Genomic DNA, 12535 nt, shown 5'->3' with positions numbered 1-12535 from the left:
GGCGGAGCGGACGACGACGGACCCGGATCACTTGGTGGCGCCCCCCGCGCCGCCCGCGGCGCCACCGCCGGGCAGGTTCGGGTCCTGCTCGACCTTGGTGACCACCTTGTCCTTCAACAGGTACAGCGCGGTCGCGACGGCCCCGGCGACGAACACCAACGCGATGATGGCGAGGGCGAGTTCGATGCTGATGGCGCCGCGGTCGCCGCGTGCCCGGGCGGCCCGCAGCCGGCCCATCCGCAGCGTGAACAGCAGCAGGGCGAACTGCACGGGCAGCAGGACGGGCCGCAGGACGGGCCGCAGCACCCGGCCTGCCAGCTGGGCGAGTCGTACGGTCATCGGGGTCTCCCGGGGTGTGGTGTGTGGTGTCAGCTGCTCGGTCGGGAACGTCACGGGAAGGTCAGTTGAGCATCTGGTGGAGTGCGGGGAAGACGATCAGGACGGTCATCAGCAGGGTCAGGGCCGCGCCCGGCGCGACCATCCGCTCGCTGTCGGCGTTGGCCCGGGCCAGGTCCTCGGCGAGCAGTTCGCCGCGCAGGCCCTTGGCCCGGGCCCGCAGGGTGTCGTACACGGCGGCGCCGTCGGTGCCGGACAGCCGCATGATGTCGGCCACGTCCTGGAGCGGGGTGAGGCCCAACTCCTCGGCCAGCGCGTCCAGTCCGGCCCACGGCGGGAGCCGGTCGGTGGCCGCGCGCTCCAGCGCGTCGCGGATCCGCCGGAACACCACGCCCTGCCCGACCGAGGCCGCCCGGCGCAGCGCCTCGGCGGGGCCGCAGTCGGCGGCCCGCTCCATCGCGACGAGTTCCAGGTAGGCGGCGATGCCGTGCAGGTACTCGGTGCGGGCCTCCTTGGCCTCGCCGCGCACCACGCCGTCCGGGACGAACCACAGCAGCCCGGCCAGCAGCGGCCCGGCGACCAGCGGCAGCGCGAACGGCAGGCCGACGTCCATCAGCACGGCCATCGCGCCCAGGTAGGCGGGCAGCAGCAGGCCGAGCGCGGCGAACAGCAGCTTGTGCACCATGAAGCGGGCCGGGGTGCGGCCGATCAGGGCGAGTTCGCGGCGCGGGATCGTCACCCCGCGCAGGGTGAGCGAGCGCTCGCCGATCCGGTCGTACCAGCGCGGCCGTTCGTCCGGGTCCGGTTCGCGGTCGGCCGGGGTGCGGTGCAGCCGGTCCAGCGCCTGGCGCAGGTCCGGTGGCGCGGGGCGCAGTTCGGCGACCAGCAGGGCGAGGCCGCCGGCCGCGACGGCGCCGGCCAGCACGGACCAGGGGGAGATCACCGGACCTCCCCGAGCCGCTCGGCCGGCTCCGGCGCGGACCCGCGCAGCCGGCGCCCGCTCCTGCTGCGCCGGTCGGGGGCGAGCAGCCGGGGCACCGGCGGGTGCGCGGCCAGGGCCCGCATCCAGGCGATGATCGCGACGAACAGGGCGGCGACCACGGCCAGCACGATCTGGCCGAGGAAGGTCCCGTACGGGCGGGTGTACTCGCTGTTGAAGGAGCCGATCGTGACGACCAGCACGATGATGCCGACCAGCCAGCGGATGGTGGTGCGGTGCTTGGCCCGGTCGGCCTCGATGGCGCGGCGCTGGCGGACCTCCTCGCGCACCGACTCGGCCATGTCGGAGAGCGTCCGGGCCAGCCCCGGGCCGCTGTCCCCGGCCCGCAGCACCAGGGCGGCGAGCACCTTGTCGGCGGTGGCGTCGGCCAGGCTGTCGGCGAAGGCGTGCAGCGCCTCCTCGGGCCGCCAGCGGGCCTGCAGCCGGGCGGCCAGTTCGCCGATCTCCTCCTCCAGGGCGGCGGGGGCGGTGCGGCGGCTGGTGACGATCGCCTGGTTGAGGCCGACCCCGAGCAGCAGCACGTCGGCGATCCGCTGGGTCCACTCGGAGAGCGCCTCCAGCCGCTCGATCCGGTGGGTGTCCGGGCGGGTGGTGTCGAACAGCCAGGGCAGGCCGAAGACCGCCAGCGGCACCAGCAGCGCGGTCAGCGGGATGCGGGTGAACAGCCAGGCCAGCGGGGCGCCGACGAGGGCCAGCGGCAGCTGGATCCGGCGCAGCCGCACCATCCGCAGCGAGGCGCTGCCGGGGGCGCCGTACCAGAACACGTGGGCGCGGCCCGCCAGCGGGTTGTCCCGGCCGGCCGGCTCGTCCTCGTCGGCGGGTTCGCTGCCGCGCGCCCAGACCACCAGGGCGACCAGGCCGCCCGCGAGCGCCAGCCCGCACAGGGCGAAGAGCAGCATCATCGCGGGCCACCGCCGATCCGCAGCTGGAGCGGGGCGGCCCAACTCCCGTACCGGGAGCCGAGCAGCGAGGCGTCGAAGCCGGCCCGGCGCAGGTCGTCCAGGCACTGCGGCGGGGTGTGCGGGACGGCCCGCGGCTCGCCGAGGTCCGGCCGCGGGCCGAACACGGTGTTCAGCGCGGGCCGGCCGCTCTCGCCGAGGCCGGTGACCTCCAGGACGTGGGAGACGAAGCGGTGCCGGCGGCCGCCGACGGCGGTCTCGTCGACCATGGAGACGTGCACGATGAGGTCCAGGGCGTTGGCGGTGAGCCGGTAGGCGAGCGCGTCGGTCATGTGCGAGCCGTACTCGAGGCAGAGTTCGGCGATGCGGTCGACGACCATGTGCGGGCCGCGGGCGTGCAGGGTGCACATCGAGCCGCCCTCGCCGTTGGTCATCACCCGCAGCATCGGGACGACCTCGCCGGAGCGGACCTCGCCGACGATGATCCGGGAGAGGGTCATCCGCAGCGCGGCCGGGATGAGGTCGCCGATCGTCAACTCCCCGGCCAGGCGGCCCTCGACGCGCTCACCGTTGCCCTCCCGGGCCTCCATCGGGACGACCTGGCGCAGGTGGCCGAGGGTGTGCAGCCAGAGCTCGAACTCCGACTCCAGGGTGCCGATCCGCTCGTCCGGCGGGATCTCGGCGGCCATCGCGCGCAGCAGGCTGGTCTTGCCGACGCCCTGGGTGCCGGTGATCATCACGTTCTTCCGGGCCCGGATCGCGGCGGCCAGGAAGGCGGCCAAGGTCCCGTCCAGGGTGCCGAGTTCGACCATCTCGGGGAGTGTCGCGGAGGCCACCCGGTGACGGCGGATCGCCACGTACGGGCGGGGCGTCACCTCCGTCAGCGCCTGGAGGCGCATGCCGCCCTCCAGGCGCAGGGCGAGGGTGGGGCTGGCGGTGGACAGGCTGCGCTCGCCACCGCCGTGCTGGCGGGCCAGGTCCTGGAGCAGTTCGACGAGTTCGGCGTCGCTGTCGGCCACCGGCGGTACCTGGCGCAGGGGTTGGTGCACCTTGGAGACCCAGACGTCGTCGCAGCCGTTGACCAGGATGTTCTCGATCTCCGGGTCGTCCAGGTAGGGCTGCAGCCGGCCGGCCCGGAACAGCAGGTCGAAGACGGCCTCGGCGAGGGCGCGGTCCTGCTCCCGGGTGGGCGGGATGCCGTGGGTCTGGGCGTACGCGTCGGACCAGCGGGCGACCGCCTCCTCGATCAGCGCACGGCCGCGCTGCCGGCGGGTGGCCCGGTCCGGCTCGGCCCCGGAGGTGGTGGTCAACCGGGTGATCTGCTGGTGCAGTTCGGCCGCGACCTGGCGCTTGAGCTCGCGCGCGACCTGGGTGTCGACGGCCGGCCGGGTGGCGCTGCCGCGCACGTCCAGCGAGGGCAGCTGGGCGGGCACGGCGGTCGGCCCGGCGGCGGCGCCGCCGCCCGGGACGGCCGGCCCCGGGGTCGCGGACTGCGGCAGCACGGGCTGGGGCGCGACCGGGCCCGGCCGGTACGCCTGCGGCGGCGGTGCGGCGGCCGGGACGGGCGCGGCCCAGGGCAGGGCGGCCGGGTCGGCCGTCGGGTGCTGGTGCAGGGGGCTACCGCGCACGGAGCACCTCCCCGGGGTCGTAGGGGTGGCGGTCGTCGGTCCGCCGGTCGGTCACGGTCGGCTGCTGGAGCTGGTAGGGGCCGTCCTCCTCGCCGGCCGGCCCGGCGGCCCCCTGGACGTGCGCCGGGAACGGCGCCGGGGCAGCCGGCTGCGGCGCCAGCCCGGCGAGCGGCGCGACCGGGCCGGTGACGATCACCGGCGGGGCGTACGAAGGCGGTTCCGCCTCACCGGGGACGGGCCCGGGGGCCGCCTGGCCGTACCCGGGCCGGCCGTGGCCGGGCTGCGGGTGGGTGGGCTGCTGGTAGCCGGGCTGCGGGTAGGCGGGCCGGGCCTGCCCCTGGTACGTCCGGTCCGGGTACACCTGCTGCCCGTACCCGGTCTGCCCGTACGGGCTCGGCGCGGGCACCACGGGCGCGGGCACCACGGGCGTGGGCGGCGTCGGCGCGGGCGGCACCGGCGTCGGCGCCACCGGAGCGGCCGGCCCGCCGGTCGCGGTACCGGTCGCCGCGGGCCCGCCCGGCACCGCGCCCAGGGCAGGCGCCGATGCGGCCGCCGGGCTCGCGGTGGGCGCGAGCCGCTGCCGCCGTCGGCGGACCAGCAGCTGCACCTCGTCCGCCGCCGACCGCGCCGTGCGCATCAGCTCCGAGCGGATGAACCGCCGGTCGGTGGTGTCCCCGCCGTCGGAGAGCACCCGGGCGGTGCGGGGGGCGTGCGGCAGCTCGCCGAGCACCGGCAGGCCGAACTCGCGGGAGACCTCGGCGCCCGAGTACGGCCCCTCGGAGACCAGCAGCAGTCCGAGCGCGTCCGTCCCGGTCCCGGCGGCGGCGAGGTCCTCGCCGAGCGCGGCGAGCCGCGGTCGGGCGGCGCTCAGCCCGCGCAGCGTGCTGCGGACCGTCACCGCCACCACGTCGGCCCGGCGGGCCAGCACCGCGCCGGCCCCGGTGGCGCCGGAGCGGCCGAGGTCGACGATGACGTCGTAGCCCTGCTGCTCGATGCCGTGCAGCAGTTCGGCGAGCGGCTCCCAGGTGTAGGTGAGGCCGGAGGCCTGGACCGGGTCGGTGAGGCCGGGCAGCAGCAGCCGCTCGGCGTCGCCCTCGGGCGAGAGGTCGATGAGCTGTTCCCAGATGGTCTGGGCGAGCAGTCCGCGCCGGTCGGCGACGGCCAGGTTGCGCAGCCCGTACACCGCCTCGACCCGGCCCTCCAGGGCGCCGGCCAGCACCGCGCCGCCGTCCGGGTCGGCCTCGACCAGCAGGATCCGGCGGCCGGGCTGGAGCGGCCAGGCGAGCAGCAGTGCCAGGGCGGTGGTGGTCGCCCCGGGCGCGCCCGGGCCGCCGACCACCGCGATCACCGCCATCAGGCGCCACCCGCCCCGGCCGGGGTCGAGGGCCCGCCGCCGCCCGTGGGGGCCGCGCCGCCGGGGGGCGTCGTGCCCGAGGGTGCGGCGCCGGTGGGGGCCGCGCCGGAGGGGGCGGTCGAGGGTGAGGCCGGGGCGCCGCCGTCCGCGGCCGCGCGCGGGGCCAGCAGTACCTGGATCCGTCCGCCGGCCACCCACTGCGCCAGCCGCGGCCCGTCCGCCGTGCCGACCGCCACGTCGACCACCTGGCTGCCGTCGGTGTCCACCCGGCCGACGGTGATGACCGTCGCGGCCAGCGAGTCGGGCCGGCCGTTGTCGGGGGTGTTGACCACGACGATCTGCACCCCGGGCTGGAGCCGGCTGGCGGGCAGCTGGGTGCGCTTGGCCGACACCCCGACCACGATCTGCCCCGGCTGCACGGTCAGGCCCCGCGCGAGGTCCGAACCGGTCAGCATGGCACCGCGCTTGAGGTCGGTGGCGGCCCGCAGGCCGACTGCCCTGGCCCGGTCCTGGGCGGAGACCGGCCGCAGCGCCGGGTCGCCCGCGATCCGGGCCACCACCAGGTCGTCGTCGGTGATGACCTGCCCCCAGGGCACGTCCCGGGCGAGCGCCAGCACCGCGACCCGCTGACCGGTGCTGTTGTAGAGGACCGCGCCGCCGAGCCCGCCGGCCGCGATCAGCGCGACCGCCATGGCGAGCACCGCGGGGCGCCGGCGCCGGGCCCGCAGGGTGCGGCCGGGCGCGTGCGGCGCGGCCCGGCCCTGCTCCTGCTGCTCCGGTACCGCCACGGACACCGCGGCGCCCGCCGGCGTGCCGGACCCCGGCGTCGCGAATGTACGGTTCTCCACCGGGTTCCGCCCTTCCCTCGTTCGCTCTTCTGCTCGTCAGTGGCCGAACGGCCCTTGTGGTGCCGTCAGTTGAGGACCTGCACCTCGGCGACCTTGAGCGCGAGGTCCGCTCCGCGCGGCATGTCGATGTCGAAGGTCTTCGCCTGCGGCCCGGTGATCACCACATGGGCCCGCCAGTGCGCGGTCACGGTGCCGGTGAAGACACCGCCCTTGCGGGTGCCCGAGCCGGCCGCGAACTCGTAGCCGCAGTCGGGGGACTTCGCGTCCTTGTAGACGGGGTCGTACGGTGTCCCGGCCGTGGCGCAGTCCACCGTCATCCCCTGGCCGAAGTCCCAGGTCATGCCGTCCAGTTGCGCGGTGACGGTGACGGAGGCGCCCGGCACCGTGAGCGAACTCGGCTTGGGCGCCACCATTCCCTCGGCCCAGAGCCAGACCGGCGCCTTCACCACCGCGGTCTCCTTGGGCGCGAGGCCCGCCTTCGGCGCCGGGAAGACCATCCGGTCGGCGAGCAGCTTCGCCTGGACGGTCAGGTTGATCACCGGGGTCGCACCCGCCGCGTTGCTCACGAACTGGGTCTGCAGGCCGTCCTGCCCGCCGGCGGTCTGCGGGCAGACCTTGGAGTAGACCGTTCCCTCCGAGGGCTTGTGGCCCTCCCAGGCCTTGTCGCCCTCGGCCGGCTGCTGGTCCAGGGGCCGGAAGTAGCACCCGACGTCGCTGTTGAAGTAGCCGCGCTCCGGGTCGTAACAGGCCCACTGGGTGTCGTGGTAGCTGCACAACTGCGGCCCGCCGCCCCCGGTGTCGCCCCCGCCCTGCGAGGTTCCGGGCGTGCTGGTGCTGCTGCCGCCGGTGCCGGTGTGCGAGCAGATCACGTTCAGGGAACAGTTATCCGCCCCGGTGCCCGGTGGTTCGTCCGCCGTCGCCGTCACCGCCGAGGACAACAGCAGTCCGGCGGACAACGAAGCGACGACCGCGAACCGTCGGGCCGGTTTCCGTGCGTTCAGCATGTCCGGTCCACCTCCCGCTTGAAGTCGTAGATCAGCCAGTGCGCTTGGAACCATCGCAGGGACGCGGTCGCGGCATAGCGGTTCAGTCGGCCGACCGGATCCTTCGCGGTACGGGTGACGGCATCGACGCTGTGCCAGTCCGAGAGGTCGACGCAGTCCTCGATCACGGCGGTCTGCGGATCGGCATTCAGGTCGACGGCCTTCACCACCGCCGAATTCCGCGGCATTCCGGTCATCACCAGTTTGGCGTCGTGGAGTTGACGGAGGTCGACCAGGGCGTCGGACAGGGCCCGACCGGAGGAGTACGCCTCGAGCGCGGAACCGTCCGAATCCGTACGCCCGTAGGCCGTGGCCTGAGCCTGCCACCAGTCCTGATACGTCCTCAGGGCCAGCCGCCCCCGGGCCCCTTCCGGCCCGTCGGTCGGCGCGATCGCGCCGTTTGCCGGACCACCCGAAGGAGTTAACGGGTTCACTCCCGCAACCGTGGGCACGGGCGACCCGAGACGATCCACGGAACCACCGCCACCACCACTCGCACAAGCGCCGAGCAGCAACACCAGAACCGCCCCGCCAGTCCCGATCGCCCCAGGGCGCAACACATTTCCGCGCTGCCGCATCGCCCCACCTCGTCGCGACCGAGCCGATCCGTGATCAACGGTCGCCAGGAGAATTCCGAAGACCCGCCGATGTTTCCACTGGGGATCGATTCTTCGCCAACCCACCCCATCACGGCAACACCTCAGGCCCCCTGACCTTACGCGGAAGGCGGTTCCGTCGGGGCACTTTCCCGCCACAGAACGGCCAACAGTTCTTCGGAAAGCGACAATCCGGCCAATGCGCCCCGAACAGCGGCCCGATTGCGCATCAACAGGCGCCCGCCGTGCGGCGGAACGAGCAGGCGCGCGCCCGGCGTACCCGGACCGCCGGACGGATCGCCCCCGTCCAGCAGTCCGGCCACGGCGGGCTGGAGGTCCAGCGGGGCGACCGCCGCCGGGGCGCCCGGGACGCCGTGGTGCAGGACGGTGGTGAGCGCCCGGCTGAACGAGCCCTCCTCGCCCGGCAGTACGGCGTCCCGGCCGCGTCTGCCCGGGGCGTAGCGGCCGATCCGGCCCCACAGCGGGACCCGGGAGTAGCTGAGCAGTTCGCCCGCGCTGTCCTCGCCGGGCCGTTCCAGCGCCGTCCAGGTGTCCCGGTCGGCCACCGCGTCGACCAGCAGCAGGGCCTCCTCCTGGTCCCCGTGCACCATCGCGCTGACCACCCAGTCCCAGGCCAGGCCGCGCCGGTAGGCGTTGCCGGGGGTGCTGCCGCCGGTGACCAGGGCGAGCCGGCGCCCGCGCGGGTCGGCCACCAACTGGCCGACCAGGCAGACCACCAGCCAGCGGCCGGGGCGCCGGGCCGCGTCCCGGACGGCCGTGAGCATCGCGTTGGCGTCCGCGTCCGGCGCCACGGCCGTCACCCGGCAGCCAGCGGCGCCGGTGTCGAAGCACATCCCGGGCAGCACCTCGGCCAACAGCCGGGCGCCCGCCGGGGCGTGCGCCGACCCGCCGTAGGCCCGCTCGGGCCCGCCGTCCGCCCCGATCACCACCAGATCGACCCCGCCGGCCATCCGTCCGCCCCCTCCTGCGCCCGCCCCTCCACCGATCCCGACGCGGGGCAGGCTACCGCTCCGGCCGGGCGCCGACGGGGCTCCCGGCCCGTCCGCTCAGGGACCATGGGCCCTATCGACGCCCGCGCCGACCGAGGACGATCGGACGCATGGAGCGTGAGGACCGAGTGCAGACCCTGAGCGAGGCCGAGTGCCTACGGCTGCTCAGCACCGTGCCCGTCGGGCGCGTGGTGTACACCGAGCACGCGCTGCCGGCCGTCCTGCCGGTCTCCTTCGAGGTCCTGGACGGGCGGCTGGTGCTCGCCGTGCGCCGGGGAAGTGCCACCGCGCGCGGGCTCGACGGCACGGTGGTGGCCTTCCAGGCGGACCTGCTGGACCCGGTGACCCGCACCGGGTGGAGCGTGCTGGTGCACGGCCGGGCCGACGCCGTCAGCGAGCCCGAGCAGGTGCGCCGGGTGCTGCGCTCCGGGCTGCGGCCGTGGGTGGGGGACCCGGAGCCGCTGTTCATCGCCCTGGTGCCGGAACTGGTGAGCGGCCGCCGACTGTTCCCGACCGGGCAGGGCTCGCTCGGGCAGGGCTCGCTCGGCCGACCGCTGCTGCGGCCCTGAGCTCGGGTTTCGCACTCCGCTCCTGACAGGTACCGGCGGGTAGGCATACGCTTCCGGCGTCCTGCCCCCGTGACCCCTCCCCGGGGCCGTCCCCTCCAGGAGCGCACCGTGACGACCTTCGCCTCCCTCGCCGAGCTGACCGCCGCCGTCGGCACCGAGCTGGGCACCAGCGCGTGGCACACCATCGACCAGCGGAAGATCGACCTGTTCGCCGAGGCGACCGGCGACCACCAGTGGATCCACGTCGACCCGGAGCGGGCGAAGGAGAGCCGGTTCGGCTCGACCATCGCGCACGGCTACCTGACCCAGTCGATGATCCCGGTGCTGGCCAAGGAGTGCTACGGCGTCGAGGGCGTGCGGATGGCGCTGAACTACGGCTCGGACAAGGTGCGCTTCCCGGCCCCGGTGCCGGTCGGCACCGCGATCCGGGCCACCGCCGAGCTGCTCTCGGCCACCGAGGTGCCGGGCGGGGTCCAGGCGGTGGTGCGCTTCACCATCACCAGCGAGCAGAGCGACAAGCCGCACTGCGTCGCGGAGGCGATCACCCGCTTCTACGCGTAGCAGCGGGCCGGCGACGGGCGCGGGGCGCGGGCGCCGGGCACCCGCACCGCGCGGGGGCCGGGCTCGGCGCCGGCGGGGCGTGCCGGGTACGCCGATTGGACCGCGCCGGGCTCTTCGCCGGGTCCGAACGGCCCACGGCGAGTAACGTCCGACGAGATGGTTGTCGTACCCCAGTGGCCCCACGGCCCCCGGGGTACGCGCCCCGGCCTGCCCGGTAGCCGTGACCGTCCCAGGAGGAGCCGTGCCCCGCCCCGTCCCGTGGTTCTCCCGTCTCGCCGGTCTGACGTCACAGTTCGCACCGCCGCCCAGCGCACCCGACGCCGACCGGGCCGCGCTCGGCCGCGGCGCCCCGGAGCGCGCACTCCCCGGCCTCGCCGGGCTGCCCCGCGCCGCCTGGCACCGGGTCCGCACCGACGCCTTCGGGGCCGACCCCCGGGGCGAGCGGCTGGCCCGGATCCGCCGCTCGCCGCAGTTCTCCGACGGTGCCTTCCGCAACCCGGTGCCCACCCGCCGCCTGGTCTACGAGCGCAGCCCGCTGGAGATCACCCTCGCCCAGCTGAGCGGGGACAAGACCCGCCGGGCGCCGTCCGCCGCGGTGCCGGTGCACCGACTGCTCCCGGTCGACCTCGCCGCCCCGCCCGCCTCCGGACTGCGGCTCACCTGGCTGGGGCACGCCACCGTGCTCGCCGAGATCGGCGGGCGGCGCGTCCTGATCGACCCGGTCTGGGGCGAGCGTTGCTCCCCCTTCGGCTGGACCGGCCCCAAGCGGCTGCACCCGGTACCGCTGCCGCTGTCCGAACTCGGGCCGGTGGACGTGGTGGTGATCTCGCACGACCACTACGACCACCTCGACATGCGCACCGTGAAGGCCCTGATCGGCAGCGGCGCGGTGTTCGCCGTACCGCTCGGGGTCGGGGCGCACCTGGAGCACTGGGGCGTGCCGGCCGGGCGGATCGTCGAGCTGGACTGGTGGGAGTCGGCCGAGGTCGCCGGACTGACCCTGACCGCCACACCCGCCCGGCACTACTGCAGCCGGGGTCCGCGCACCAGCGCGCTGTTCCTCTGGGCGTCCTGGGTGGTCGCGGGCGGCGGGCACCGGATCTTCCACAGCGGGGACACCGGCTACTTCCCCGGCTTCGCGGAGATCGGCCGCCGGCTCGGCCCGTTCGACGCGACGATGATGCAGGTCGGGGCGTACAGCGAGTTCTGGCCCGAGGTGCACATGACCCCGGAGGAGGGCGTCCGGGCGCACCTGGACCTGGGCGGCGAGCTGCTGCTGCCGATCCACTGGTGCACCTTCAACCTGGCGATCCACCCCTGGGAGGAACCCGCCGAGCGCGTGGTCACCGCCGCCCAGGCGCTCGGCGCCCACCTGGCGGTCCCCCGCCCCGGCAAGCCCTTCGAGCCCGCCGACCCGCCGGCCCTGCGGCTGTGGTGGCGCGCCGTCGCGGCCAGGCCGCGCGGCATCGAGCCGCTGGTCGCGGAGCGGACGGAGGTGCGGGAACAGGCGACGGGTTTCAGCGAACAGATTTCAAACTCTGTCATCTGAAATCTGTTCGCTGAAATCTGTCATCTGTTATCTGTTCGCCGTCAGCTGTTCGCCGTCAGCCGTTCGACGCCGTCCCCCGGCGGCGCCGGATCACCGCCCAGCCCGCCTCCTGCACGACCAGGGTGAGCACCCCGGCCAGCACGATCCCCAGCAGGTTCAGCAGCAACTGCACGCTGGATCCCCAGAATTGGTCGACCTTGCCGTACCCGAGCGCGACCGCCGCATTGGCCGCGGCGGGCACGGTGGTGACCGAGATCGCGACCCCCACCAGGGTGCCGGCCTTCGCCGAGGTCAGCGAGAGCAGCCCGGCGACGCCCGCCAGGAAGGCGACCACGAAGGAGGTCGCGTCGGGCTGCCAGATGAACGAGGTGTTCGGACGCGCGGCATCGAACCGCTCCTCCGAGAAGAGCCCCAGCGCGTCCATCAGCAGTCCGAAGCAGACGGTCAGCGCCATCGCCACCAGGAAGCCCGTGACCAGGGCGTTCAGCGAGCGCAGCGCCGGGCGCGCGCGGCGCTGGACGATCGCCACGCAGAGCCCGGCCAGCGGCCCGAACTCCGGGCCGACCGCCATCGCGCCGACGACCAGGATGGCGCTGTCCAGCACCGAGCCGCAGGCCGCCAGCATGGTGGCGACGGTGAGGAAGGCCAGGAACACCCAGGTGAGGGTGGACTCCTCGTGGGTGATCTCGGAGACCGACTCCCACACCAGCGCGTCGGCCCCCTCCCCCGGGGCGAGCCGCTCGGCCTCGTCGGCCGCCGCCGAGAGGCTCAGGTCGAGCGCCGAGACGTCGATCGCCCCGCGCTCGACCAGGCCCGTCCCGCGCAGTGCGCCCAGCACCTCGTCCAGCGCCTCCCGGGCCACGTCGCAGAGCACCACGTCCCCGGCGGGCCGGACGGCCGCGTCCGGCAGGACCACCACGTGGGTGACCCCGACGGAGTCGTCCAGGCAGCCGAGCACCGGCTCGCGCAGGTCGGGCGGGACGATCAGGCGAAGGTGCAGCACGGGCTCTCCGGTTCGTAGCGGACGGATCGGAAATCCCGCCCACCCTAGAACCTGACGCCCCGCCCGCCCTCGCGGCCCGCTCTCTCGGCCCGTCCCTCGCGGCCCGTCCCTCTCGGCCCGTCCCGCCGACACATGAGCC

At 75.1% G+C, this 12535-nt stretch carries 13 protein-coding genes; 3 read left to right on the top strand and 10 right to left on the bottom strand.

Translation table 11 applies throughout. The features are described from left to right. Positions 1-27: 27 nt before the first annotated feature. The 9 genes from ACFC1T_RS07835 to ACFC1T_RS07795 all read right to left on the bottom strand — a co-directional run bounded on the left by ACFC1T_RS07835 (position 28) and on the right by ACFC1T_RS07795 (position 8675). The gene (locus ACFC1T_RS07835; RefSeq protein ID WP_375884957.1) at positions 28-339 is read right to left on the bottom strand and encodes a hypothetical protein; all 312 of its coding nucleotides are present in this window, start codon (positions 337-339) and stop codon (positions 28-30) included. A gap of 61 nt (positions 340-400) precedes the next feature. Further along, positions 401-1279: a hypothetical protein gene (locus ACFC1T_RS07830; protein ID WP_375884955.1), complete on the bottom strand. Its 879-nt coding sequence runs from the start codon at positions 1277-1279 to the stop codon at positions 401-403. Beyond that, on the bottom strand, positions 1276-2238 hold the full coding sequence (locus ACFC1T_RS07825; RefSeq protein ID WP_375884953.1) for a type II secretion system F family protein: 963 nt from the start codon (positions 2236-2238) through the stop codon (positions 1276-1278). Before ACFC1T_RS07825 ends, ACFC1T_RS07830 begins: the two co-directional genes overlap by 4 nt. Continuing rightward, positions 2235-3863 carry a CpaF family protein gene (locus ACFC1T_RS07820; protein ID WP_375884952.1) on the bottom strand — a complete coding sequence of 543 codons (1629 nt, stop codon included), beginning with the start codon at positions 3861-3863 and terminating at the stop codon, positions 2235-2237. Before ACFC1T_RS07820 ends, ACFC1T_RS07825 begins: the two co-directional genes overlap by 4 nt. Then, the gene (locus tag ACFC1T_RS07815; RefSeq protein ID WP_375884949.1) at positions 3853-5217 is read right to left on the bottom strand and encodes a hypothetical protein; all 1365 of its coding nucleotides are present in this window, start codon (positions 5215-5217) and stop codon (positions 3853-3855) included. Before ACFC1T_RS07815 ends, ACFC1T_RS07820 begins: the two co-directional genes overlap by 11 nt. Next, complete coding sequence (locus ACFC1T_RS07810; RefSeq protein WP_375884946.1) at positions 5217-6065, bottom strand: SAF domain-containing protein; 849 nt, start codon at positions 6063-6065, stop codon at positions 5217-5219. Before ACFC1T_RS07810 ends, ACFC1T_RS07815 begins: the two co-directional genes overlap by 1 nt. A gap of 65 nt (positions 6066-6130) precedes the next feature. Beyond that, positions 6131-7069 (bottom strand): hypothetical protein, encoded by a 939-nt coding sequence (locus tag ACFC1T_RS07805; protein WP_375884943.1) that lies wholly within the window; start codon positions 7067-7069, stop codon positions 6131-6133. Continuing rightward, complete coding sequence (locus tag ACFC1T_RS07800) at positions 7063-7542, bottom strand: hypothetical protein (RefSeq protein ID WP_375884940.1); 480 nt, start codon at positions 7540-7542, stop codon at positions 7063-7065. The genes ACFC1T_RS07805 and ACFC1T_RS07800 overlap by 7 nt, the downstream gene beginning before the upstream one ends. 281 nt (positions 7543-7823) lie before the next feature. Then, a complete protein-coding gene (locus ACFC1T_RS07795) occupies positions 7824-8675 on the bottom strand; it encodes a hypothetical protein (RefSeq protein WP_375884939.1) in 852 nt (283 codons plus the stop codon). A 149-nt stretch (positions 8676-8824) separates the two neighbouring features. Between ACFC1T_RS07795 and ACFC1T_RS07790 the strand changes: the two genes are divergently transcribed. The 3 genes from ACFC1T_RS07790 to ACFC1T_RS07780 all read left to right on the top strand — a co-directional run bounded on the left by ACFC1T_RS07790 (position 8825) and on the right by ACFC1T_RS07780 (position 11393). Beyond that, positions 8825-9283, top strand: a complete 459-nt coding sequence (locus ACFC1T_RS07790) for a pyridoxamine 5'-phosphate oxidase family protein (protein ID WP_375884936.1) — start codon at positions 8825-8827, stop codon at positions 9281-9283. A gap of 108 nt (positions 9284-9391) precedes the next feature. Beyond that, a complete protein-coding gene (locus tag ACFC1T_RS07785) occupies positions 9392-9844 on the top strand; it encodes a MaoC family dehydratase (RefSeq protein WP_375884935.1) in 453 nt (150 codons plus the stop codon). A 379-nt stretch (positions 9845-10223) separates the two neighbouring features. Then, positions 10224-11393: an MBL fold metallo-hydrolase gene (locus ACFC1T_RS07780; RefSeq protein WP_375885300.1), complete on the top strand. Its 1170-nt coding sequence runs from the start codon at positions 10224-10226 to the stop codon at positions 11391-11393. A gap of 55 nt (positions 11394-11448) precedes the next feature. Here the strand turns inward: ACFC1T_RS07780 and ACFC1T_RS07775 are convergent, their stop codons facing one another. Next, positions 11449-12396 carry a DUF389 domain-containing protein gene (locus tag ACFC1T_RS07775; protein ID WP_375884934.1) on the bottom strand — a complete coding sequence of 316 codons (948 nt, stop codon included), beginning with the start codon at positions 12394-12396 and terminating at the stop codon, positions 11449-11451. Positions 12397-12535: the final 139 nt, after the last annotated feature.

This window comes from Kitasatospora sp. NPDC056076, from assembly GCF_042266305.1.
Lineage (GTDB): Bacteria > Actinomycetota > Actinomycetes > Streptomycetales > Streptomycetaceae > Kitasatospora.
This window is presented reverse-complemented; position numbering and strand designations above follow the sequence as displayed.